This is a genomic window from Streptococcus oralis, from assembly GCF_021497885.1.
Classification (GTDB): Bacteria; Bacillota; Bacilli; order Lactobacillales; family Streptococcaceae; genus Streptococcus; species Streptococcus oralis_BQ.
In genome coordinates this window covers 1160330-1185685 of record NZ_CP046523.1, presented here as the reverse complement: position 1 = coordinate 1185685, position 25356 = coordinate 1160330, and the positions used below count along the sequence as shown (strand labels likewise).

The window sequence follows — 25356 nt, the reverse complement described above, 5'->3', positions numbered from 1 at the left end:
TATGGTATTACAACGACATGAAATAAATGAAAAAGATACATGGGATCTTTCGACAATCTACCCAACAGATCAGGCTTGGGAAGAAGCCTTGAAAGATTTAACTGAAAAAGTACAAACAGCAGCCCAGTATGAGGGGCATCTCTTGGACAGCGCAGACAGTTTGCTTGAGATTACAGAATTCTCACTTGACTTGGAACGCCAAGTTGAAAAGCTTTATGTCTACGCGCATATGAAAAATGACCAGGACACGCGTGAAGCCAAGTATCAAGAGTACTATGCCAAGGCTATGACCCTGTACAGTCAGTTAGAACAAGCCTTTTCATTCTATGAACCTGAGTTTATGGAGATTAGCGAAGAGCAGTATGCGGCCTTCCTAGAAGCTCAACCAAAACTCCAAGTTTACAAGCACTTTTTTGACAAGCTCTTGCAAAAGAAAGACCATGTTCTTTCGCAACGTGAGGAAGAATTGCTTGCTGGCGCAGGAGAAATCTTTGGCGCTGCTAGTGAAACCTTCGCTATTTTGGACAATGCGGATATTAGCTTCCCATATGTCCTTGATGACGAAGGCAATGAAGTGCAACTCTCACACGGTACTTACATCCGTTTGATGGAGTCTAAAAACCGTGAAGTGCGTCGTGGAGCCTATGAAGCCCTCTATGCGACTTATGAGCAATTCCAACACACTTATGCTAAGACTTTGCAGACAAATGTTAAGGTGCAAAACTACCGTGCCAAAGTTCGCAACTATAAGAGTGCTCGTCATGCAGCCCTCGCAGCAAACTTTGTTCCAGAAAGTGTCTATGACAATCTAGTAGCAGCAGTTCGCAAGCATTTGCCACTCTTGCATCGATACCTAGAACTTCGTTCTAAAATCTTGGGTATTTCTGATCTCAAGATGTACGATGTCTACACACCACTTTCGTCAGTAGATTATAGCTTTACCTACGAAGAAGCCTTGAAAAAGGCAGAAGAAGCTTTGGCAGTTTTAGGTGACGACTACTTGAGCCGTGTCAAACGTGCTTTCGGAGAGCGCTGGATTGATGTCTATGAAAATCAAGGCAAGCGTTCTGGTGCCTACTCTGGTGGTTCTTATGATACCAATGCCTTTATGCTTCTCAATTGGCAGGACAATCTAGACAATCTCTTTACCCTTGTCCATGAAACAGGTCACAGTATGCATTCTAGCTATACTCGTGAAACCCAACCTTATGTTTACGGAGATTACTCCATTTTCTTGGCTGAGATTGCCTCAACCACAAACGAAAATATCTTGACAGAGAAATTATTGGAGGAAGTGGAAGACGATGCAACTCGCTTTGCTATTCTCAATAACTTCCTAGATGGTTTCCGTGGAACAGTCTTCCGTCAAACTCAATTCGCTGAGTTTGAACATGCCATCCACCAAGCAGACCAAAATGGAGAAGTCTTGACAAGTGATTTCCTCAATAAACTCTACGCTGACTTGAACCAAGAGTACTATGGACTCAGCAAGGAAGACAATCCTCAGATCCAATACGAGTGGGCGCGCATTCCACATTTCTACTATAACTACTATGTTTATCAATATTCAACTGGTTTTGCAGCTGCTTCAGCCTTGGCTGAAAAGATTGTCCATGGTAGTCAAGAAGACCGTGACCGCTATATCGACTATCTCAAAGCAGGCAAGTCAGACTATCCACTCAATGTCATGAAAAAAGCGGGTGTTGATATGGAGAAGGAAGACTACCTCAACGACGCCTTTGCAGTCTTTGAACGTCGCTTGAACGAGTTTGAAGCCCTAGTTGAAAAATTGGGACTAGCTTAAGATGGTAGAGTCCTATAGTAAAAATGCCAATCACAATATGCGACGTCCCGTCGTCAAGGAAGAAATCGTAGAGTTTATGCGTCAACGTCAAAAGCAGGTGACAGGTTCCTTGAAAGAATTGGAGATCTTCGCTCGCAAGGAAAATATTCCCATCATTCCTCATGAAACAGTTGCTTATTTCCGTTTTCTCATGGAAACCATGCAGCCCAAGAACATTTTGGAGATTGGAACGGCAATTGGTTTTTCTGCCCTCCTGATGGCGGAACATGCGCCAACTGCTAAGATTACAACGATTGACCGTAATCCTGAGATGATCGGCTTTGCCAAGGAAAACTTTGCTCAGTTTGACAGTCGTAAGCAAATCACTCTCATAGAGGGAGATGCAGTCGATGTCCTATCAACCTTGACAGAAACCTATGATTTTGTCTTTATGGATTCGGCCAAGTCCAAGTATATCGTCTTTCTGCCTGAAATCCTTAAACATTTGGAAGTCGGTGGAGTGGTGGTCTTGGATGATATTTTCCAAGGGGGCGATGTTGCCAAGGATATCATGGAAGTCCGCCGGGGTCAACGCACCATTTATAAAGGTTTGCAAAGACTTTTTGACGCAACTTTAGACAATCTAGGTCTAACAGCGACTCTAGTTCCACTTGGGGACGGCATTCTCATGCTGAGAAAAAATGTAGCAGATGTGCAGCTTCCTGAGAGTGAATGATTTTTAGAAAAATTTAAGACAATTTAGTAAAATAGAGAAGGTAACTTACCATAAAAGGAGTAAACATGAAGAAAAAACTATTGGCAGGAGCCATTACCTTATTATCTGTAGCGACTTTGGCTGCTTGTTCAAAAAGTTCTGAAGGAGCTGACCTCATCAGCATGAAGGGTGATGTCGTCACTGAACACCAATTTTATGAACAAGTCAAAAATAACCCAACTGCGCAACAAGTTTTGCTTAATATGGCCATTGAAAAAGTTTTTGAAAAACAATATGGTTCAGAAGTGACTGACAAAGAGGTGGATGATGCTGTTGCTGAAGAGCAGAAGAAATACGGTGACAGTTATCAAAATGTTCTTTCACGTGCGGGTATGACTCCTGAGACTCGTAAAGCTCAAATTCGCACAAGTAAGTTGGTCGAATTGGCAGTTAAGAAAGCTGCTGAGAGCGAGTTAACAGACGAAGCTTACCAAAAAGCTTTTGAGTCTTATACACCAGATGTGACAGCTCAGATCATCCGTATGGATAATGAAGACAAGGCCAAAGAAGTGCTTGAAAAAGCAAAAGCAGCAGGAGCTGATTTTGCTCAGTTGGCAAAAGACAACTCAAATGATGACAAGACAAAAGAAAATGGTGGCGAAATCACTTTTGACTCTGCTTCAACAGAACTTCCAGAACAAGTCAAGAAGGCGGCCTTTGCCTTGGATGTGAATGGTGTCTCTGATGTTATCACAGCGACTGGAACACAAGCCTACAGTACCCAATACTACATTATTAAGCTAACCAAGAAAACAGAAAAATCATCAAACCTAGATGATTACAAAGAAAAATTAAAAACAGTCATTTTGACGCAGAAACAAAACGATTCATCTTTCGTTCAGAGCGTTATCGGAAAAGAATTCCAAGCTGCAAATATTAAAGTGAAAGATCCTGTTTTCCAAAATATCTTTGCCCAATACGTTGGTGGTGCAGACTCAAACTCAAGCAGTAGCTCATCAGCAGAATAAAAAAGAAAATACAAACTTTGTCTTGAAGTTTGTATTTTTTGTGATCAGTTTCGGCAAAATAGCAAAATTCGAAGGATTGGAGGATAAGAGTTTTTTTCTTTCTGAAAAAATGGTATAATAGCAATCAAAACTAGAAAATAAAACGGAATTAGGAACAGTTTTCTCTGTTTCTATTAGATTGGTGACATATGAAAATTAGTAAAAGGCACCTATTGAACTATTCCATTTTGATTCCTTACCTCCTTTTATCGATTTTGGGTCTAATTGTTGTTTACTCAACGACGAGTGCTACCTTGATCCAAGAAGGGAAAAGTGCTCTTCAGTTAGCTCGGAACCAAGGAATGTTTTGGGTAGTTAGTTTGGTTTTGATTGCCTTAATTTATAAACTGAAACTTGGTTTTTTAAGAAATGAACGCTTGATTTTTATCGTTATGTTTGTAGAGATGATTCTCCTAGCTTTGGCTCGGCTAATTGGAACCCCAGTCAATGGTGCCTACGGTTGGATTTCTGTAGGACCTGTAACGATTCAGCCTGCAGAGTATCTTAAGATTATCATTATTTGGTACCTAGCCCATCGATTCTCAAAACAGCAAGATGAGATAGCTGTTTACGACTTCCAAGTCTTGACTCAGAATCAGTGGTTACCTCGAGCTTTTAATGACTGGCGTTTCGTTTTACTAGTTTTGATTGGTAGTTTGGGAATTTTCCCTGACTTGGGGAATGCGACCATTCTGGTCTTGGTGTCGCTGCTTATGTACACTGTCAGTGGAATTGCCTATCGTTGGTTCTCGACTATACTGACTCTCTTAGCAGGAAGTTCCATTTTAGTCTTGTCTGTCATTCGTCTTGTTGGGGTTGAAAAGTTCTCTCAAATTCCTGTATTTGGTTACGTTGCTAAACGTTTTAGTGCCTTCTTTAATCCCTTTAATGACTTGGCGGGTGCAGGACACCAGCTCGCAAATTCCTACTATGCAATGGTAAATGGTGGCTGGTTTGGACTTGGATTAGGAAATTCCATTGAGAAACGTGGTTATTTGCCAGAAGCACATACGGATTTCGTCTTTTCAATCGTCATCGAGGAATTTGGATTTGTAGGAGCGGGTATGATTTTGGCACTTCTCTTCTTCTTGATTTTGAGAATTATCTTAGTCGGTATTCGAGCTAAGGATCCCTTTAACTCGATGGTTGCTATCGGTGTCGGAGGGATGATCCTTGTTCAGGTCTTTGTCAATATCGGTGGAATTTCCGGTTTGATTCCTTCTACAGGGGTAACCTTCCCCTTCCTTTCACAAGGGGGGAATAGTCTTCTGGTCTTATCTGTAGCCATTGCCTTTGTATTAAATATCGATGCCAGCGAAAAACGTGCCAAACTTATCAGAGAATTCGAAGGTCAGACTTCTGTTACTCTATAAGGATTGAATGGAAAGGAAAGTTTATGTCACTTCAAAAATTAGAAAACTATAGCAATAAAGCCGTCGTCCAAGAGGAAGTCTTGATTTTGACAGAGCTATTAGAAGACATCACAAAAAATATGCTTGCGCCTGAGACCTTTGATAAAATCATGCAGTTGAAGGATTTGTCTACAAGCGAAAACTATCAAGGACTCAATAAATTGGTGACCAGCCTTTCAAACGAGGAAATGATCTATATTTCTCGCTATTTCTCAATCCTTCCACTCTTGATCAATATCTCTGAAGATGTGGATTTGGCTTATGAGATCAATCACCAAAATAATGTGGACCAAGACTATCTAGGAAAACTGTCAACAACCATTAAGATGGTGGCTGAAAAAGAAAACGCGGCTGCAATTTTGGAGCAGCTGAATGTAGTTCCAGTTTTGACGGCCCATCCAACGCAAGTACAACGTAAGAGTATGCTGGATTTAACCAATCACATCCATACACTCTTACGGAAGTACCGTGATGTCAAACTAGGCTTGATCAACAAAGAAAAATGGCACACAGATCTTCGTCGTTATATTGAGATTATCATGCAAACGGACATGATTCGCGAGAAGAAATTGAAGGTAACCAACGAAATCACTAACGTGATGGAGTACTATCAAAGTTCTTTCTTGAATGCTGTTCCACGTTTGACGGCTGAGTATAAGAAACTAGCTAAGGAACAAGGTATCGAGCTCCAACATCCAAAACCGATTACCATGGGGATGTGGATTGGAGGAGACCGTGATGGAAATCCTTTCGTAACTGCTGAAACCCTCAACAAATCAGCCTTGACTCAGTGTGAAGTCATCATGAACTACTATGATGAGAAGATTTATAACCTCTATCGTGAATTCTCACTTTCAACCAGTATTGTGAATGTTAGTGACAAGGTTCGTGAGATGGCGCTCAAGTCTCAAGATAATTCCATTTATCGTGAAAAAGAACTCTATCGTCGTGCCCTCTTTGACATCCAAGCTAAGATGCAGGCAACCAAGACCTATCTTATCGAAGACAAGGATGTTCATCCAAGATATGCCACTGCAGATGAATTCTACCAAGACTTGTTAGCCATCCGAGATTCTCTATTAGAGAACAAAGGTGAGTACCTGATTTCAGGAGAATTTGTCGAGTTGATGCAGGCGGTTGAAATCTTTGGCTTCTATCTTGCCTCTATCGACATGCGCCAAGATTCTAGTGTCCACGAAGCTTGTGTCGCAGAATTGTTAGCATCCGCAGGTATCAACGACCATTATAGTGACCTTTCTGAAGACGAAAAATGCGCCCTTCTCTTAAAAGAGTTGGAAGAAGATCCTCGTATCCTCTCAGCCACTCATGCTGAAAAGTCAGAACTACTTGAGAAAGAACTATCTATCTTTAAAGCCGCTCGCAAGTTGAAGGATAAATTAGGTGAAAACGTCATCCGTCAAACCATCATCTCTCATGCAACCAGCGTGTCTGATATGCTAGAACTAGCCATTATGCTTAAGGAAGTCGGCTTGGTGGATGACCAAAAAGCCCGCGTTCAGATTGTTCCTCTCTTTGAAACGATCGAGGACTTGGATCACTCAGAAGAAACCATGAGAAGATATTTCTCTCTTCCTTTGGCTAAAAAATGGATTGCTTCAAAAGATAACTATCAGGAAATCATGCTTGGCTACTCTGATAGTAACAAGGACGGTGGTTACCTGTCATCATGTTGGACTCTATATAAAGCTCAACAGCAACTGACTGCTATCGGTGACGAATTTGGCGTTAAGGTTACTTTCTTCCACGGTCGTGGTGGTACCGTGGGCCGTGGTGGTGGCCCAACTTATGAAGCTATCACATCCCAACCACTCAAGTCTATCAAAGACCGCATCCGTCTGACTGAGCAGGGAGAAGTGATTGGAAACAAATACGGTAACAAAGACGCTGCTTATTATAACCTTGAGATGTTGGTTTCTGCAGCCATTAACCGTATGATTACCAAGAAGAAGAGTGATACTAACACATCAAATCGTTATGAAGCTATCATGGACCAAGTAGTGGACCGCAGCTACGATATCTACCGTGATTTGGTCTTTGGAAATGAACATTTCTATGACTATTTCTTTGAGTCTAGTCCGATTAAGGCTATTTCAAGCTTCAATATCGGTTCGCGTCCAGCAGCTCGTAAGACCATCACTGAAATCGGTGGTTTGCGCGCCATCCCTTGGGTCTTCTCATGGTCACAAAGCCGTGTCATGTTCCCTGGATGGTATGGCGTGGGTTCAAGCTTCAAAGAATTTATTGATCAAGATCCTGATAATATTGAGATCCTTCGTGATATGTACCAAAACTGGCCTTTCTTCCAATCTCTGCTTTCCAATGTAGACATGGTCTTGTCTAAGTCTAATATGAACATTGCCTTCGAATATGCCAAGCTCTGTGAAGATGAAGAAGTGCAGGCTATCTACTACACTATTTTAGATGAATGGCAGTTGACTAAGGACGTCATTTTAGCTATCGAAGGTTATGACGAACTCTTGGCAGAAAACTCTTACCTAAAAGACAGTCTAAACTATCGTATGCCTTACTTTAATATCCTGAACTACATCCAGTTGGAGTTGATCAAACGTCAACGTCGCGGCGAATTGTCAGCTGACGAAGAAAAACTGATCCATACAACCATTAACGGAATTGCAACAGGTTTGCGTAATTCAGGTTGATATTTTCTAAACTTCCTCTTTTTCTAGGGGAAGGGGAAGTTTTTGAATAGTTTAAAAAATTCTAAAAATAAGCTTGACAAGTAGTTGAAAAATGATATAATTTAAACATTCAGAAAGTAATCATGCTCATTTTTTAGAGAATCTGTGGTTGGTGGAAACAGATAAATGAAAGTGATGAAAATTGGGCTGAATGTACTTAAGAATTTGAAATCATAAAAATTCGGTGAGCACACCTTACAGTGCAACTCGTTATTGCGAGAAAGAGCGATAGGGATATTCCCTATAATTGAGGTGGCACCGCGCATCGACGTCCTCACACAAGTTTTTTGTGTGAGGACTTTTTCTATGGGGAGGAAAGATATTGGAATTTAAACGATGGCATCGCTTGATGATGTGATTTAAAAAGTTAAGGTAAAAGAATTAAGGAGAAAGAAAAATGAAAAATAAACGTTTGATTGGAATTGTCGCTGGATTAGCAGTATTGGTGGTGGCTAGTTTGATCTATTCATCTATGAACAAGCCAGCAGCTAAGGTGGAGCAAAAGGTTGCTAAGGTTGGTGTCCTTCAGTTTGTTAGCCACCCATCTTTAGACTTGATATATCAGGGGATTCAAGATGGACTAGCTGAAGAAGGTTATAAGGACGACCAAGTAAAAATAGACTTTATGAACTCTGAAGGTGATCAGAGCAAGGTTGCAACCATGAGTAAACAATTGGTAGCAAATGGAAATGACGTTGTTGTTGGGATTGCGACACCAGCTGCTCAAGGACTCGCTAGTGCTACAAAAGATCTACCTGTTATCATGGCTGCTATTACAGACCCAATCGGTGCTAACTTGGTCAAAGATTTGAAAAAACCAGGTGGCAACATCACAGGGGTGTCAGATCATAACCCAGCTGAACAACAAGTAGAGTTGATAAAAACTCTCACACCAAATGTCAAAACAATCGGAGCTCTTTACTCAAGTAGCGAAGATAACTCAAAAACACAGGTGGAAGAATTCAAGGCTTATGCTGAAAAAGCAGGTTTGACAGTCGAAACATTTGCTGTTCCTTCGACTAACGAAATTGCTTCAACAGTTAATGTCATGACAAGCAAGGTCGATGCGATTTGGGTTCCAATTGACAACACCATCGCATCAGCATTCTCAACAGTTGTTTCAAGCAACCAAACAGCTAAAAAGCCAATCTACCCAAGTGCCACTGCCATGGTAGAAGCAGGTGGATTAGCATCTGTAGTAGTTGACCAACACGATCTTGGAGTGGCTACTGGTAAAATGATTGCCAAAGTTTTGAAAGGTGAAAAACCAGCTGATACGCCAGTTAATGTCTTCTCAACTGGTAAGTCAGTGATTAACAAAAAACTAGCGCAGGAACTTGGTATCACCATTCCTGAGTCTGTTCTAAAAGAAGCAGGACAAGTGATTGAATAAAGATAAAGGAGGAGTTGGGGACATCTCCTCCCATTTTTACTAAAGAAAGAAAGAAATGAGTGAAAGATTATGATAGTATCCATTATTTCACAGGGGATGGTCTGGGCGATTCTAGGTTTGGGAATCTTTATGACTTTCCGAATTTTGAATTTCCCTGATATGACTACTGAAGGCTCTTTTCCTCTAGGGGGAGCAGTAGCTGTAACCTTGATAACACAGGGAATCAATCCATTTTTAGCAACCCTAGCCGCAGTAGGAGCGGGATGTCTAGCTGGTATGGCGACAGGTCTCTTATATACCAAAGGAAAAATTCCAACTCTCTTATCAGGGATTCTGGTCATGACTTCTTGCCATTCCATCATGCTCATGATTATGGGGCGTGCTAATCTGGGGCTTCTTGGAACCAAGCAAATTCAGGATGTCTTGCCTTTTGATTCAGACCTTAACCAACTCTTGACTGGATTAATCTTTGTAGCTCTTGTTATTGGCCTTATGCTCTTTTTCCTAGATACCAAACTAGGTCAGGCATACATCGCTACAGGTGACAATCCTGATATGGCTCGTAGCTTTGGTATCAATACGGGACGTATGGAACTCATGGGCTTGGTTCTCTCAAATGGGATTATAGCGCTTGCAGGAGCCTTAATTGCTCAACAAGAAGGATACGCAGATGTGTCTCGAGGAATTGGAGTAATCGTCGTAGGGCTTGCCAGCTTGATTATTGGTGAGGTTTTGTTTAAGAGTTTGACTCTGGCAGAGCGCCTCATGACCATCGTCGTTGGCTCTATCGCTTATCAGTTCCTCGTTTGGGGAGTAATTGCTCTTGGGTTTAATACAAGTTATCTTCGTTTGTACAGCGCCTTGATTTTGGCAGCTTGTCTCATGATTCCAACCTTCAAAAGCAAATACCTGAAAGGAGTCAAGTTTAGCAAATGACAGCAATTGTAGAATTAAAAAATGCTACCAAAGTCATCACGAATGGCTTTGACGAGGAAAAAATCATTCTGAATGATGTTTCTCTTGAAATTTTCGAACATGATTTCATTACCATACTAGGTGGAAATGGAGCAGGGAAGTCAACGCTTTTTAACACTATTGCAGGTACCTTACCTTTAACAAGTGGAAGTATCCGTATCATGGGGGAGGATGTGACACATTTTTCACCTGAAAAGCGGGCCAAGTACTTGTCTCGTGTCTTTCAGGATCCTAAGATGGGTACGGCTCCTCGTATGACGGTAGCGGAAAATCTCTTGATTGCCAAGTTTCGTGGTGAGAAGAGAGGACTCCTTCCCAGAAGGCTATTAAGTCACCGGGAGGAGTTTCAGGCTACCATTGAAAAAGTGGGAAATGGTCTTGAAAAGCATCTAGATACTCCGATTGAGTTTCTATCAGGTGGACAACGTCAGGCCTTGAGTCTCTTGATGGCAACCTTGAAGCGACCAGAGTTGCTCTTGTTGGATGAACACACAGCAGCTCTTGACCCAAAAACAAGTGTGGCCTTGATGGAACTAACAGATGACTTTGTCAGCAAGGATCATCTGACAGCCTTGATGATTACCCACCATATGGAAGATGCACTGAAGTATGGAAACCGTCTGATTGTCATGAAGGAAGGTCGTATTATCCAAGACCTCAATAAAGAAGAAAAAGCTAAGATGAAAATTTCCGATTACTATCAACTTTTTGAGTAGATAATTTTTAAATCAAGCATCCTTAAAAACTTAGAAGTAGGCTTTTGCTTCTAAGTTTTTTGGTGAATTTTAAATATTACTGTTTTTTCCTATTCATCAGTTTTACTTTGGAGTATAATCAGTATAAGAATCTTAAACATTGATAAAAGTAAGGAGATAAAAATATGGCTTACACACAAGAAGATTTTCAAGAATGGATTTTTCAAATTGGATTTAAGATGGACTATTTTACTAGGGAGTTTGCTGAGGAACAAGGCCTTCATTTAGACTATAGCATGCAGTCTTTGGATGATTTGGAGGCTTGGATCTTGGCTCACTACGATGACCACCATGCTTTGATAGCAGACCGAAAGATGTTGGATTATTTGACTGTTTATATCGGTGAGACCTTCCGTAAGCACCTAGGAGGTAAATGGTTTATTGACCTTAAAAATAAAAAGAACGCCTATTATTCTATGCCTGTATTGACCGACCCATCGTATAGAGGAGAAGTTTATATAGCACCTATGACTTTTGCAACGGCTTGTATTAGTAGAAAAGATGGTCAGTATATTAGCAGAATATTGAAAAATAATCTCGAAGATCAAGTGAAATAGGATTTTATTTCTTTTGTTTTTCTTTCAAATATTAGAATGATTTGCTCAGAAGATTCAGTTTTTCATGATAGTTGTAAACTTATGAAATAGTCTCATGTAAAGCGTATGAAATGGTTTACTTTTTTTCAGAAATAAGTTATACTAGTTAACGTAAAACTATGATAAGATGGAGGTATTGTGTATGGTTGACAAGCAAGTCATTGAAGAAATCAAAAACAATGCCAACATTGTGGAAGTCATAGGAGATGTGATTTCTTTACAAAAGGCTGGACGGAACTATTTAGGGCTCTGTCCTTTTCATGGTGAGAAGACCCCCTCTTTCAACGTTGTGGAAGACAAGCAGTTTTATCACTGTTTTGGTTGTGGTCGTTCAGGAGATGTTTTTAAGTTCATCGAAGAATACCAAGGCGTGTCCTTCATGGAAGCCGTTCAGCTCTTAGGGGAGCGCGTCGGTATTCAACTAGCCATGCCTGTCCAGTCTCGTCCTCAACAGGTTTCGCCTCATCAAGCTTTATATGATATGCATGAAGAAGCTGCCCGTTTTTACCATGCCATCCTCATGACGACCAAGATGGGAGAAGAAGCAAGGGCTTATCTCTACAAACGCGGATTGACAGATGATGTTCTGAAGCACTTTCAGATTGGGCTAGCTCCAGCAGAGAGAACCTATCTCTATCAACGTTTGGCTGACAAGTTTGAGGAAAAGGATTTATTGGATTCTGGCTTGTTTTATCTGTCAGATGGTAATCAGTTTTATGATACCTTTTTCGGACGGATCATCTTTCCTTTGACCAATGACAAGGGGCAGGTTATTGCCTTTTCAGGTCGTATCTGGCAGGAAACTGATAGTCAGACTGCCAAGTACAAAAATAGTCGCTCGACTGCAATTTTTAACAAGAGTTACGAATTGTATCATTTGGACAAGGCAAAAAAGGGAACAGGTAAGATTACAGAGCTCTATCTGATGGAAGGCTTCATGGATGTGATTGCAGCCTACCGTGCTGGTATAGAAAATGCTGTGGCTTCTATGGGGACAGCCTTAAGTAAGGAGCATGTTGACCACCTCAAACGCTTTACCAAAAAAATTGTTCTCAGCTATGATGGCGACAAGGCAGGACAGGCAGCAACAGCCAAGGCTCTAGAGGAGTTAAAAGACTTCTCAGTTGAGGTTGTTCGAGTACCTGATGCCATGGACCCAGATGAGTATTTGCAAAAGAATTCTGCTGAAGACCTAGCTTATCTCTTAACAAAGACTCGGATCAGTCCTATAGAGTTCTATATACACCAGCTCAAGCCAGAAAATAGTGACAACTTGCAGGCACAAATCGAATTTATTGAAAAGATTGCGCCCCTAATCGCTAAAGAAAAGTCTATCACTGCCCAGAATTCTTATATCCACATTCTGGCGGATAATCTACCTTCTTTTGATTACCAGCAGGTAGAACAGATAGTAAATGAAAGTCGGATTGTTCAGAGGCAGGAAAGAGTCAAAGAGGAGCAACCTCCAGCAGCGATTAGTTTACCTGTAACGCGGCAACTGACAGCAGTCATGAGAGCAGAGGCTCATCTCCTTTATAGGATGGCTGAGAATCCAGTTGTTTTGAATGACTATCGATTAAGAGAAGATTTTTTCTTTGATACCCCAGAATTTCAGATTCTTTACGAATTATTAAGTGAGCAGGGAGAAATCGGCTCAGAGGAGCTTTCTCATCAGACGCCTGAGGTTGAAAATGCTTGGTACCACGTGCTTAGCTTGGATTTGCCAGTTGAGATGTCGCCTCAAGAGCTAGCGGAAGTCGAAGCGACTCGAAACCGTGCCCTCCTTAGCAAGGACAACTTAAGAATTAAAAAGAAAGTGCAGGAAGCTAGTCATGTAGGAGATACAGACACAGCCTTGGAAGAATTGCAACGATTGATTTCCCAAAAGAGAAGAATGGAGTAATAATGGCAACAAAACAAAAAGAAGTAACCACATTTGATGTGCAAGTAGCAGACTTTATCCGTAACCACAAAAAAACAGGAACAGCAACAGACGACGAAATCAATTCAAGTCTGGTTATTCCTTTTACTTTGGATGCAGACGGCATTGAAGACCTTTTGCAACGGATTCAGGATGCTGGAATTTCTATCACAGATAATGAAGGAAATCCAAGTGCGCGTGTTCTTAGTGCAGAAGAAGAACCAGAACTCAGTGATGAGGACTTGATTGGCTCAACTTCTGCCAAGGTTAATGACCCAGTCCGTATGTATTTGAAGGAAATCGGGGTCGTTCCTCTCTTGACCAACGAAGAGGAAAAAGAATTGGCCCTAGCAGTTGAGGCTGGTGATATTGAAGCCAAACAACGTCTTGCAGAAGCCAACCTTCGTTTGGTGGTTTCGATTGCTAAGCGCTACGTAGGGCGTGGCATGCAGTTTCTGGATTTGATCCAAGAAGGAAACATGGGCTTGATGAAGGCCGTTGACAAGTTTGATTACTCTAAAGGATTTAAGTTTTCAACTTACGCAACTTGGTGGATTCGTCAGGCAATCACTCGTGCCATCGCTGACCAGGCCCGCACTATTCGTATCCCTGTTCACATGGTTGAAACGATTAACAAGCTTGTCCGTGAACAGCGAAATCTCCTTCAAGAATTGGGGCAAGATCCAACTCCTGAACAAATCGCTGAGCGTATGGATATGACACCTGATAAGGTGCGTGAAATCCTAAAAATCGCCCAAGAGCCAGTATCGCTTGAAACACCGATTGGTGAAGAGGACGATAGTCATCTTGGGGACTTTATTGAAGACGAAGTGATTGAAAATCCAGTGGACTACACAACTCGTATCGTCTTGCGTGAGCAGTTGGATGAGGTTTTGGATACTCTTACAGATCGTGAAGAGAACGTTCTGCGCCTTCGTTTCGGACTAGATGATGGTAAAATGCGTACTCTTGAAGATGTTGGGAAAGTCTTTAACGTGACTCGTGAGCGTATCCGTCAGATCGAGGCCAAGGCTTTGAGAAAACTACGTCAACCAAGTCGCAGCAAACCGCTTCGTGATTTTATTGAAGATTAAGAGTGAGGATGAACATGGCTTATACAGAAGAGCAAATTGAGGCTATTAAAACACGTATTTTAAACGCCTTGGAAGAAGTAATCGACCCTGAGTTGGGAATTGATATTGTCAATTTGGGTTTGATTTATGAAATTCGTTTTGATGGTGAAACAGGTCACACTGAAATTGATATGACCTTGACAACTATGGGCTGCCCATTGGCTGACCTTTTGACAGACCAGATACACGATGCGATGACAGATGTGCCCGAGGTAACCAACACCGAGGTCAAATTGGTCTGGTATCCAGCTTGGACAGTTGAAAAAATGAGCCGATACGCACGTATCGCCCTAGGAATTAAATAAAGACTAAGAAAAATGTGAGAGACGATTGGAAAATGAGGAAATCTCCTTCTTTTTCCTTTGGTCTCTTCTTTCTTTTGCTGATTTTCTGGAAATAAAATGGTATAATGAATGGTATGGAAAACGAAAAATTGCGTATCAATATGCTAAGTTCAAGTGAAAAAGTAGCTGGTCAAGGAGTATCAGGCGCCTACCGTGAGTTGGTACGCCTCCTACATCGAGATGCCAAAGACCAGTTGATTGTTACGGAGAATCTTCCTGTAGAGGCAGATGTAACTCACTTTCATACCATTGATTTCCCCTATTATTTATCTACTTTCCAAAAGAAACGCTCGGGGAGAAAAATTGGCTATGTTCATTTTTTGCCTGATACGCTTGAGGGGAGTTTGAAAATTCCATTTTTCTTAAAGGGAATTATCAAACGCTATGTTTTTTCCTTTTACAACCGAATGGAACACTTGGTGGTGGTCAATCCCATGTTTATCGAGGATTTGGTGGCAGCTGGTATTCCACGTGAAAAAGTAACTTATATTCCTAACTTTGTAAATAAGGAAAAATGGCATCCATTGCCAGCTGACCAAGTAGCACAACTTCGTCAGGAAATGGATTTAGCTGAAGATCAGTTTGTTGTTATCGGTGCAGGTCAGGTTCAGAAACGTAAAGGAATTGATGACTTTATCCGCCTTGCGGAGGAATTGCCAGAAATTACTTTTATCTGGGCTGGAGGTTTTTCATTTGGCGGGATGACAGATGGTTATGAACGCTATAAAAAAATCATGGATAATCCACCTAAAAATCTAATTTTCCCAGGTATTGTTCCTCCAGAGCGAATGCGGGAGCTCTATGCTATGGCGGATCTGTTCTTGCTACCAAGTTACAACGAATTATTCCCTATGACCATCTTAGAGGCGGCAAGTTGCGAGGCGCCGATTATGTTAAGGGATTTGGACTTGTATAAGGTCATCCTTGAAGGGAATTATCGTGCTACAAGTGATGTTTCTGAGATGAGAGAAGCAATCCTAGAATACAAGAATGACCAGGAAGCCTTAAAAGACTTGAAAGAAAAAGCTCGCGAGATCTCCAAAGAGTACTCTGAGGAGCATTTGTTGGAAATCTGGTTAAAATTTTATCGGGAACAGGCTGCTTTGGGCAAAAAGTGAGGTAATTTATGCGAATTGGTTTATTTACTGACACCTATTTCCCTCAGGTTTCCGGGGTTGCGACTAGTATTCGGACTTTGAAAACTGAGCTTGAAAAGCAGGGGCATGCAGTTTTTATCTTTACAACGACTGATAAAGACGTGAACCGATACGAGGATTGGCAAATTATTCGAATTCCGAGTGTCCCTTTCTTTGCATTTAAGGATCGACGATTTGCCTACCGAGGTTTTACAAAGGCGCTTGAAATTGCCAAGCAGTATCAACTCGATATCATTCATACCCAGACTGAATTTTCACTTGGTTTGTTAGGGATTTGGATTGCGAGAGAATTGAAAATTCCAGTTATTCATACCTACCATACCCAGTATGAAGACTATGTGCATTACATTGCTAAGGGCATGCTGATTCGGCCAAGTATGGTAAAATATCTGGTACGGGGCTTCCTTCACGATGTGGATGGAGTGATTTGTCCTAGTGAAATTGTGCGGGACCTTCTATCTAAGTACAAAGTCAAGGTTGAAAAGCGTGTTATCCCTACTGGTATCGAGTTAGCTAAATTTGAACGCCCTGAGATCAAAGAGGAAAACTTGAAAGAACTTCGTTCGAAGTTAGGCATTCAGGAAGGCGAGAAAATGCTGCTGAGCCTTTCGCGTATTTCTTATGAGAAGAATATCCAAGCAGTTCTAAATGCCTTCGCTGAGGTATTGAAAGAAGAAGACAAGGTGAAGTTGGTTGTTGCTGGAGACGGACCTTATCTGGATAGCCTGAAAGAACAAGCAGGGAAATTGCAGATCCAAGATCATGTGATTTTTACTGGTATGATTGCTCCAAGCGAGACAGCCTTGTACTATAAGGCTGCAGATTTCTTCATCTCTGCCTCTACGAGTGAAACTCAGGGCTTAACTTATCTAGAGAGTTTAGCCAGTGGAACGCCTGTCATTGCTCATGGCAATCCTTATCTTGATAACCTGATCAGTGATAAAATGTTTGGAACCCTCTATTATGGAGAACAGGAGTTAGCAGGGGCTATTTTGGAGGCCTTGATTGCCACTCCGGATATGAATGAGCAGAAGTTGGCGGATAAGTTGTATGAGATTTCGGCTGAGAATTTTGGGAAACGAGTTCATGAGTTTTATCTCGATGCGATGATTTCAAATAAATTTGAGCAGGAACTACGTGGAGATGAACCTATGACACAGCGATTCTTAAAAACTATTTTGTACCTACCTCAGCAGGCTGTTTCAGCTCCGGTTAAGGAGTCTAAACGAATATTAAAGGCTTCTAAAGAGCAATTGTCTAGCATCCGAGATTACTGGAGAGATTAGTAAAAATATAGGAGAATAAAATATGGCAAAAAAATTTATGAGAAGTGGTAGAGATCAAAAAATTGGAGGCGTTTGCGCAGGTGTAGCCCACTATTTTGATATTGACCCTACCATTGTACGTGTGATTTGGGGCGTTCTTGCCTTTTGTTATGGGGCAGGGGTACTTGCTTACTTGATTTTATGGGTAATTGCACCTGTTTCTAGCGAATATTAAAAGAGAATCAGAATAGAACAAAGAGAAATAAAAAGGAGTCCAGATGGCTTTTGGAGATAATGGAAAACGTAAAAAAACAATGTTTGAAAAAGTAACGCTTTTTGTCGTGCTAATTATGTTGTTTGTAACCCTTGCTGGTATCTTTGCGACAGCACTTGGAGCTTTTAGCAGATTCTAAGCAAGTTGCTAAGATAGAAACAATAACTAATGACTGGATTTTCCAGTCCTTTTTAAAGTGAGAAGAAAATATGAGTATGTTTTTAGATACAGCCAAGATCAAGGTCAAGGCTGGTAATGGTGGCGATGGTATGGTTGCCTTTCGCCGTGAAAAGTATGTCCCGAATGGCGGTCCTTGGGGTGGCGATGGCGGACGTGGTGGTAACGTTGTTTTCGTTGTAGACGAAGGCTTGCGTACCTTGATGGATTTTCGCTATAACCGTCATTTCAAGGCTGAATCCGGTGAAAAAGGGATGACTAAAGGAATGCATGGACGTGGTGCAGAAGATCTTCGTGTTCGCGTGCCACAGGGGACTACTGTACGTGATGCAGAAACAGGTAAAGTCATTACAGACTTGATTGCACATGGTCAAGAATTTATCGTGGCTCATGGCGGTCGAGGTGGTCGAGGAAACATCCGTTTTGCGACACCAAAAAATCCTGCACCTGAAATCTCTGAGAATGGAGAACCAGGTCAAGAACGTGAGTTGCAACTGGAATTAAAAATCTTGGCGGATGTCGGCTTGGTCGGTTTCCCATCTGTTGGAAAGTCCACTCTGCTTAGTGTCATTACTTCAGCGAAACCAAAAATCGGCGCCTACCACTTTACGACAATTGTGCCAAATCTAGGTATGGTCCGTACCCAGTCAGGTGAATCTTTTGCAGTAGCAGATCTTCCAGGTTTGATTGAAGGGGCCAGTCAAGGTGTTGGTCTTGGAACCCAGTTTCTCCGTCATATCGAACGCACACGAGTTATCCTCCATGTCATCGATATGTCTGCTAGCGAAGGACGTGATCCTTACGAGGATTACCTTGCTATCAATAAAGAGCTGGAATCCTATAACCTTCGTCTCATGGAGCGTCCGCAGATTATCGTAGCCAACAAGATGGATATGCCTGAAAGCCAGGAAAATCTTAAAGTCTTCAAGGAAAAATTGGCAGCAAATTACGACGAGTTTGAGGAACTTCCAGCCATCTTCCCTATTTCTGGATTGACCAAGCAAGGGTTGGCGCCCCTTTTGGATGCGACAGCTGAATTGTTGGATAAGACTCCTGAGTTCTTGCTCTATGATGAGTCTGATATGGAAGAAGAAGCTTATTATGGCTTTGATGAGGAAGAAAAAGCCTTTGAAATTAGTCGTGATGATGATGCGACATGGGTACTTTCTGGTGAAAAACTCATGAAACTCTTTAACATGACCAACTTTGATCGTGATGAGTCTGTCATGAAGTTTGCTCGTCAGTTACGTGGTATGGGGGTTGACGAAGCCCTTCGTGCGCGTGGAGCCAAGGATGGAGACTTGGTCCGAATCGGTAAATTTGAGTTTGAATTTGTAGACTAGGAGATTGATATGGGAGATAAACCGATATCATTCCGAGATGCAGATGGAAATTTTGTTTCTGCAGCAGATGTATGGAATGAAAAGAAACTAGAAGAATTGTTTAATCGTCTTAATCCCAAACGTGCTCTTAGATTGGCACGAGAAAAAAAAGACAATGAGAAGGCTGATAAAGAAGAAAAATAGCCTATCAACATTGATAAAACAGAACCCCGTGATCGTATTTATCACGGGGGATTTTTTAGTCATTGAAGAAAAATGGTGGCGCAAATTTTTTAAGAATTTCAAAGCATGTCTGTGCTTCTTCAACATTTTCACAGATAAGAAGGCAGACATCATCACCACACACGGTGGCAATGATTTGTTTAAAATTGAGAGCATCGAGAACAGCTCCAAACGATTGGGCAAGGCCTGGCAAGGTTTTGAGGACAACCTGATGCTGGACAGGGCGTAGCATGACCAAGCCATCTTCCATATAGTTTTCCAAGCGTTTTTCCCACTTGGAGATGGAACCAGTATTTAAGACATAGTAAGAATGATCTGCTTCGCGAACCTTTGATAGATTCATGGTTTTGATATCGCGTGAGAGAGTGGCCTGTGTGGCTTGGATGTCGTTTTCAGCTAGTAAAGCTTGCAACTCTGCCTGTGTATGAATCTTATTTTTAGCTACAAGTGCACGGATGAGTTGGTGTCTATGTTCAGATTTATTCATATGAGGCTGGCTCCTTTTATGAGGGGATGGTGATAGAAGACTGTGTTAAATCAATAGTTAAGTGGTAGTCTGTATTATCTCGAATTGTAATTTCAAAGTCGGTTGTATAGAGAACAAGGCGAAGTGTGTCATCTTTTTTCAGCTTGTAAATCGTAGGTTGTAGGGCAAATTGGATTTCCATCCATTCATCTGCAGTAATATCCTCTACTAACAGTAAGTCATTTCTATTTTGTAAATTAAGGTATCCTTTGGTGATGACACGTTGGGCGCTTGGAGTAAATGGCAGTTCGCAGAGATTTTCTAACATGTGGTAGCGACCGTTGTCAATGGTTCTAGCACTTAAAACAGCTGGATAAGGCTGTAGATATTTCTTTTGTCCAAGTTCCAGCAGTTGAGCAGATAATAAACCCTTGTTTGTACTTGATTTGACACGAAGTTTCAGCTCCACTCGACCATTTAAGTGAATGTCTTGAGTTACTGGAAGGTCAATGGTGATTTGATTGGCTTTTCCTTGGTAAAGTTCTGTGTTGAAAGTCTGGTAAGTCTTGCCATAACGGTCAAAATCATTTTGATCATACTGGTTTTGAATCACTTTTTCCTCAGTTCCAAGAGAGAAGGTATGCAGTTCATCCTGCTTGCCAAAGTCACCAAGCCCCTGCCATGTTTGCGGTACAGTATTGTCTTGCCAGATGACAGTAGGAAGTTGATAGTCTGTTGTAAGTCCTAACAATTTCTTGCTTAAGAGGGCATTCATGGATTCGCGGAAGTCAATTGACTGCCAGTTATTCATATAAACATGAGCCCCATGATGGAAAAAGAGGTGCTTGCGAATATTGTCAGGAAGAGCATGAAACATCTGGTAAACATGAAGTGGTTTGACGTTCCAATCCTGGGAACCATGCGTAAAGACGACCTCAGCTTGAACCTTGTGAGCATTGAGCAGATAGTTGCGGTCATGCCAAAATTGATTGTAGTCACCAGTCTTGCGATCAAGAAGCCCTTTTACCTTTTCTAAGTCTGCCTGATGAGCTTCATTACCACGGATATAGTCACCAGCTAGGAGATTGCGGGAGTAGGTCAATTCAGCAAGTGAGTCAAAATCCTCACCTGGATAACCACCAGGGCTGGTCACAAGACCATTTTCCCGATAGTAGTTATACCAAGAGGAAATTCCTGCTTCTGCGATGATGACTTCTAAGCCATTAACACCAGTGGTCGCAAGACCATTAGACATGGTCCCTAGATAAGAAATTCCTGTTGTTGCGACTTTTCCGCTTGACCAGTCAGCCTTGATTTGACGTTTGCGTGTGTGATCCGTGAAAGCACGGCAACGGCCATTAAGCCAGTCAATCACATTTTTATATGCTTCAATCTGCTGGTAGTCCCCATTGGTCATGAGACCTTGGGAATCCTTGGTTCCAACACCCGATACATAGAGATTGGCAAATCCTCTTGGGAGGAAGTAATCGTTGAGAGTGTAAGAACTATTGATGTGAGTTAGCTTTTCTTCAGACTCAGGAACGAGTTCGGCTTGACCATGAGGCTCGACAAAATCAATCTCAGGCTCCTCAAGTTCAATAATGTGGGCAGGTTTGACCTCAAGCTCACCTTCCATTTTGTAGAGAGCTTTGTCACTGGCTTTGTCGTTGGTCCCTTGGTGATAAGGGCTGGCGGTCATAACCGCAGGAATCTGTCCATTATAGAGAGGGCGAATAATGCTGACCTTGACTAAGTCAGGGAGACCGTCTTTATCAGTATCCACACGACTCTCAACATACACGACTTCACGAATGACATCGTGACTAGAGAAGGTTGCCAAGCTCTTACCGTTAAAGTAGTGGTAGTGATTGTCTTCTGAAATGAGTCCGTCACTAACAAGTTGGTCGATGAGCGTATTTCCCTTTTTGGTTCGAGTGTTGAGCAAATGGTAGAGATTTTCAATCAAATCTCCATAAATAATAGGAAAACCAGTTTTTTTACGGAATTGTTCGGCGTCTTCAAAGTCAACAAGATAGCTAAATCCTAAAAGTTGAAAAACTACTGTGTAGAAAATCTCTACAGTTAACTCACGGTCTGACTGGAAAAAGGTTACTAAATCTGTTTCTTTATCCGCAGCCAAAGTCGACAAGGCATAATCCGTGTTAGAATAAGTGAAAAAATTCCAGCGGACAAATTGTTCAAGTTGTTTTTTTGATGCTTGTTCTGGTGCCAGCTTCAAACCAAGCTGGGATAACTCGCGCAAAACTTGCGAATGAGAAACAGGAAGGTAGCTGAATTGATTAAAACGCATGGGGCTCTCCTTTGAAAATATTCTAAATTTAGTATATCAAAAATAAGGTAAAAAAGATATTGTTGACCTGCGATGAAGTTACTTTAAAAGGAATGGTCTTCTACCTTTTCATTCTAGTTTTTAAAATGGTATAATAGTACTATATCTAAAGCAAGGAGGAGATGGAATGATTGCACAACTCGATACCAAGACTGTTTACAGTTTTATGGAAAGTGTGGTTTCGATTGAGAAATATGTACAAATGGCTAAAGAATACGGCTATTCTCACCTTGCTATCATGGATGTGGATAATCTCTATGGAGCCTATCATTTTCTAGAAGTGACTCGTAAGCATGGCATTCGACCTTTAGTCGGTCTAGAAATGACTTTAGTCAAAGATGAGGAGAATCTCTCTCTACGTTTTCTAGCCCTATCCACTAAAGGCTACCAAGAGTTGATGAAGTTATCCACTTTAAAAATGACTGGACGGAAAAATTGGTCTGACTTCACCTCCCACCTCGAAGATGTGGCCATTATTGTTCCCTATTTTAATGGGGTCGAACAGCTGGATTTGGGGCATGATTATTTTATCGGTATCAGTCCAGATACTCCTCAAGAAGTCTTTACTAGACCCATTCTTCCACTCTATCAGGTCAACTCTTTTGAAAAAGAAGATAATCAAGTTTTACAAATCTTGTCAGCAGTCAAGGACAATGTCAGTCTGAGAGAAGTGGATGTAAATTCACAACAGGGGATTTTTTTACCTGCCTCAGACTTGGAAGCACGTTTTATGAATCGCTTCCCTCAGGCGCTTGCCAATCTCCAGGATTTGATAGAAAATGTAAGCTATCAAATCGACCCAAGTTTAAAACTCCCTCGCTTTAATCCTGAAAGACCAGCGGTCGAAGAACTTAGAGAGAGAGCTGAGCAAGGCTTGAGTGACAAGGGGCTAACCTCAGCTATCTATCATGAGCGACTGAATGAGGAATTGGCTGTGATTCATGATATGGGCTTTGACGATTATTTCCTTGTAGTTTGGGATTTGCTCCGTTTTGGACGCTCCCAAGGCTACTATATGGGAATGGGGCGTGGTTCTGCTGTTGGTAGTCTGGTGGCTTACTCACTGGATATTACAGGAATTGATCCGGTTGAAAAGAACTTGATTTTCGAACGCTTTTTAAATCGTGAGCGCTACACCATGCCTGATATTGATATTGACATTCCTGACCTATATAGACCAGAGTTCATTCGTTATGTTCGTGATCGCTATGGTAGTCAACATGTGGCGCAGATTGTCACTTATTCGACCTTTGGAGCAAAACAGGCAATTCGTGATGTTTTCAAACGCTATGGTGTTCCAGAGTACGAATTAACAAATATTACGAAAAAAATCAGTTTCCGAGATACGTTAACGACAGCCTATGAAAAGAATTTACAGTTTAGGCAGGTCATCAATAGTAAGATTGAATATCAAAAAGCTTTTGAGATTGCTCGAAAGATTGAAGGGTATCCTCGTCAGACCTCTATCCATGCAGCTGGGGTCGTTATGAGTGACCAGGACCTGACGGACTATATCCCGCTCAAATACGGTGAGGATATGCTGATCACCCAGTATGATGCTCATGGTGTCGAAGCTAATGGCCTTTTAAAAATGGATTTCCTAGGTCTGCGTAACCTAACTTTTGTCCAAAAAATGCAGGAATTATTGGCTGAGTCAGAGGGTGTTCATCTGAAAATCGAAGAGATTGATTTGGAAGACAAAGAAACTCTGGCCCTCTTTGCTACTGGAAATACCAAGGGTATTTTCCAATTTGAACAACCTGGAGCCATTCGACTCTTGAAACGAGTTCAGCCGCAAGTATTTGAGGAGGTAGTTGCAACGACCTCGCTCAACAGACCAGGGGCAAGCGATTATATTGATAACTTTGTCGCTCGTAAGCACGGCAAAGAAAAGGTGACGGTGCTGGATCCTGCCTTGGAAGACATCCTTTCATCAACCTACGGTATCATGCTCTATCAAGAGCAAGTCATGCAGGTGGCCCAGCGCTTTGGAGGTTTCAGCCTTGGCAAAGCCGATATCCTCAGACGAGCCATGGGTAAGAAAAATGCTAAAGAGATGCATTTGATGAAGGAAGATTTTATCACAGGAGCTATGAAACTTGGGCATACAGAAGAAAAGGCCAACCAAGTTTTTGCAGTGATGGAAAAGTTTGCAGGCTATGGATTTAATAGATCTCACGCCTATGCCTACTCAGCCCTGGCTTTCCAGCTTGCTTATTTCAAGACGCACTATCCTGCTATTTTCTTCCAAGTCATGTTGAATTATTCTAGCAGTGATTACATTGTAGATGCATTGCAGATGGGCTTTGAAGTAGCGCCTTTAGCAATCAACAGTATTCCCTATCATGATAAGATTGCCCAGAAGAAAATCTATCTTGGTCTAAAAGCCATTAAGGGACTACTGAGAGATTTGTCTTACTGGATCATCGAAAATCGTCCCTTCTCAAGCATTGAAGATTTCGTCACACGTCTTCCTAAGAATTACAAGAAACTATCGCTTTTGACTCCTTTGGTTGAATTGGGGCTTTTTGATGAATTTGACAAGAACCGCCAGAAAATCTTAGTGAACCTACCTAACTTATTTGTTTTTGTTGAGGAGTTGGGTGGTCTCTTTGCAGATGCAAGCTATAGCTGGACTGAGACGGATGATTTTACTGAAGCAGAGAAATTTTACAAGGAGCAGGAACTAATCGGGGTTGGTATCAGTGCCCATCCTCTCCAAACTCTTGCCAAACAAGCCCTATATCCGACGACGCCAATCACTAATCTAACCGAGGGAGCTCAAGCCACTCTCCTAGTTGAAGTTCAAAAGATTAAAGTGATTCGAACCAAGAAAGGCGAGAGTATGGCCTTTCTACAGGTTCATGATAGTAAGTCTCGGATGGATGTAACTGTATTTTCAGACCAATATAGAAAATTTGCTTCCATTTTATCCGAAGGGAAATTTTACTATATCAATGGTAAAGTTCAATCTCGAGATGGTCGTCTGCAAATGATTGCACAAGATTTGAAAGAAGCAGTCGCTGAACGATTCTGGATTCAAGTTAAAAATCATGAATACGATAAAGAAATTTCAAATATCCTAGACCAGTATAAAGGCCCTATTCCTGTTATTATCAGGTATGTAGAGGAAGAAAAAACAATTGTTTCCTCCTGTCATTTTGTAAAAAAAGACCCTGCTTTACAGGAAAAATTAGAGGGAATTGCTATGAAAACGATTTATCGCTAAAAATACGAAAAATAGAAGAATTTTCAAATGAAATGTGGTATAATCAATAAGAATGTTAA

At 41.5% G+C, this 25356-nt stretch carries 21 protein-coding genes and 1 other annotated feature; of the genes, 19 read left to right on the top strand and 2 right to left on the bottom strand.

The features are described from left to right. The first annotated feature begins 1 nt into the window (after position 1). The 18 genes from pepF to GOM48_RS05910 all read left to right on the top strand — a co-directional run bounded on the left by pepF (position 2) and on the right by GOM48_RS05910 (position 19213). Positions 2 to 1804, top strand: a complete 1803-nt coding sequence (gene pepF, locus GOM48_RS05995) for an oligoendopeptidase F (protein ID WP_235096430.1) — start codon at positions 2 to 4, stop codon at positions 1802 to 1804. 1 nt (position 1805) lies between these two features. Continuing rightward, positions 1806 to 2519: an O-methyltransferase gene (locus GOM48_RS05990; protein ID WP_235096429.1), complete on the top strand. Its 714-nt coding sequence runs from the start codon at positions 1806 to 1808 to the stop codon at positions 2517 to 2519. A 65-nt stretch (positions 2520 to 2584) separates the two neighbouring features. Beyond that, complete coding sequence (gene prsA, locus GOM48_RS05985) at positions 2585 to 3526, top strand: peptidylprolyl isomerase PrsA (protein ID WP_235096428.1); 942 nt, start codon at positions 2585 to 2587, stop codon at positions 3524 to 3526. A 188-nt stretch (positions 3527 to 3714) separates the two neighbouring features. Then, positions 3715 to 4938 carry a cell division peptidoglycan polymerase FtsW gene (gene ftsW, locus GOM48_RS05980; protein ID WP_061416713.1) on the top strand — a complete coding sequence of 408 codons (1224 nt, stop codon included), beginning with the start codon at positions 3715 to 3717 and terminating at the stop codon, positions 4936 to 4938. Between the two features lie 23 nt (positions 4939 to 4961). After that, complete coding sequence (gene ppc / locus GOM48_RS05975) at positions 4962 to 7658, top strand: phosphoenolpyruvate carboxylase (RefSeq protein WP_235096427.1); 2697 nt, start codon at positions 4962 to 4964, stop codon at positions 7656 to 7658. A gap of 101 nt (positions 7659 to 7759) precedes the next feature. Continuing rightward, positions 7760 to 7976: a binding site (T-box leader), on the top strand. Positions 7977 to 8094: 118 nt separating this feature from the next. Then, entirely contained in the window at positions 8095 to 9090 is a 996-nt protein-coding gene (gene trpX / locus GOM48_RS05970; protein ID WP_173258517.1) for a tryptophan ABC transporter substrate-binding protein, read from the top strand. Positions 9091 to 9159: 69 nt separating this feature from the next. Next, positions 9160 to 10026: an ABC transporter permease gene (locus GOM48_RS05965; RefSeq protein WP_235096426.1), complete on the top strand. Its 867-nt coding sequence runs from the start codon at positions 9160 to 9162 to the stop codon at positions 10024 to 10026. Beyond that, the gene (locus tag GOM48_RS05960) at positions 10023 to 10781 is read left to right on the top strand and encodes an ABC transporter ATP-binding protein (RefSeq protein ID WP_235096425.1); all 759 of its coding nucleotides are present in this window, start codon (positions 10023 to 10025) and stop codon (positions 10779 to 10781) included. The genes GOM48_RS05965 and GOM48_RS05960 overlap by 4 nt, the downstream gene beginning before the upstream one ends. 164 nt (positions 10782 to 10945) lie before the next feature. Then, complete coding sequence (locus GOM48_RS05955) at positions 10946 to 11377, top strand: hypothetical protein (protein WP_235096424.1); 432 nt, start codon at positions 10946 to 10948, stop codon at positions 11375 to 11377. Positions 11378 to 11558: 181 nt separating this feature from the next. After that, on the top strand, positions 11559 to 13319 hold the full coding sequence (gene dnaG, locus GOM48_RS05950) for a DNA primase (protein ID WP_235096423.1): 1761 nt from the start codon (positions 11559 to 11561) through the stop codon (positions 13317 to 13319). Between the two features lie 2 nt (positions 13320 to 13321). Next, complete coding sequence (rpoD, locus tag GOM48_RS05945; protein WP_000201892.1) at positions 13322 to 14431, top strand: RNA polymerase sigma factor RpoD; 1110 nt, start codon at positions 13322 to 13324, stop codon at positions 14429 to 14431. Positions 14432 to 14445: 14 nt separating this feature from the next. Continuing rightward, positions 14446 to 14775, top strand: a complete 330-nt coding sequence (locus tag GOM48_RS05940) for a metal-sulfur cluster assembly factor (protein ID WP_033585983.1) — start codon at positions 14446 to 14448, stop codon at positions 14773 to 14775. A 113-nt stretch (positions 14776 to 14888) separates the two neighbouring features. After that, positions 14889 to 15932 (top strand): glycosyltransferase family 4 protein, encoded by a 1044-nt coding sequence (locus tag GOM48_RS05935; RefSeq protein WP_235096422.1) that lies wholly within the window; start codon positions 14889 to 14891, stop codon positions 15930 to 15932. An 8-nt stretch (positions 15933 to 15940) separates the two neighbouring features. Continuing rightward, positions 15941 to 17257 carry a glycosyltransferase family 4 protein gene (locus tag GOM48_RS05930; protein WP_235096421.1) on the top strand — a complete coding sequence of 439 codons (1317 nt, stop codon included), beginning with the start codon at positions 15941 to 15943 and terminating at the stop codon, positions 17255 to 17257. Between the two features lie 22 nt (positions 17258 to 17279). Then, the gene (locus GOM48_RS05925; RefSeq protein ID WP_001074503.1) at positions 17280 to 17471 is read left to right on the top strand and encodes a PspC domain-containing protein; all 192 of its coding nucleotides are present in this window, start codon (positions 17280 to 17282) and stop codon (positions 17469 to 17471) included. Between the two features lie 43 nt (positions 17472 to 17514). Next, a complete protein-coding gene (locus tag GOM48_RS05920; RefSeq protein WP_000863854.1) occupies positions 17515 to 17649 on the top strand; it encodes a DUF4044 domain-containing protein in 135 nt (44 codons plus the stop codon). Positions 17650 to 17719: 70 nt separating this feature from the next. Next, the gene (obgE, locus tag GOM48_RS05915; RefSeq protein ID WP_235096420.1) at positions 17720 to 19030 is read left to right on the top strand and encodes a GTPase ObgE; all 1311 of its coding nucleotides are present in this window, start codon (positions 17720 to 17722) and stop codon (positions 19028 to 19030) included. A 9-nt stretch (positions 19031 to 19039) separates the two neighbouring features. Next, the gene (locus GOM48_RS05910; protein WP_000502572.1) at positions 19040 to 19213 is read left to right on the top strand and encodes a hypothetical protein; all 174 of its coding nucleotides are present in this window, start codon (positions 19040 to 19042) and stop codon (positions 19211 to 19213) included. Positions 19214 to 19268: 55 nt separating this feature from the next. Here the strand turns inward: GOM48_RS05910 and GOM48_RS05905 are convergent, their stop codons facing one another. Both GOM48_RS05905 and GOM48_RS05900 read right to left on the bottom strand, forming a co-directional pair. Further along, entirely contained in the window at positions 19269 to 19739 is a 471-nt protein-coding gene (locus GOM48_RS05905; protein WP_235096419.1) for an arginine repressor, read from the bottom strand. 16 nt (positions 19740 to 19755) lie between these two features. Continuing rightward, a complete protein-coding gene (locus GOM48_RS05900) occupies positions 19756 to 22029 on the bottom strand; it encodes a Xaa-Pro dipeptidyl-peptidase (RefSeq protein ID WP_235096418.1) in 2274 nt (757 codons plus the stop codon). A gap of 166 nt (positions 22030 to 22195) precedes the next feature. Here GOM48_RS05900 and GOM48_RS05895 point away from each other — a divergent pair, with 166 nt between their 5' ends. Continuing rightward, entirely contained in the window at positions 22196 to 25297 is a 3102-nt protein-coding gene (locus tag GOM48_RS05895; protein ID WP_235096417.1) for a DNA polymerase III subunit alpha, read from the top strand. The last annotated feature ends 59 nt before the right edge of the window (positions 25298 to 25356 follow it).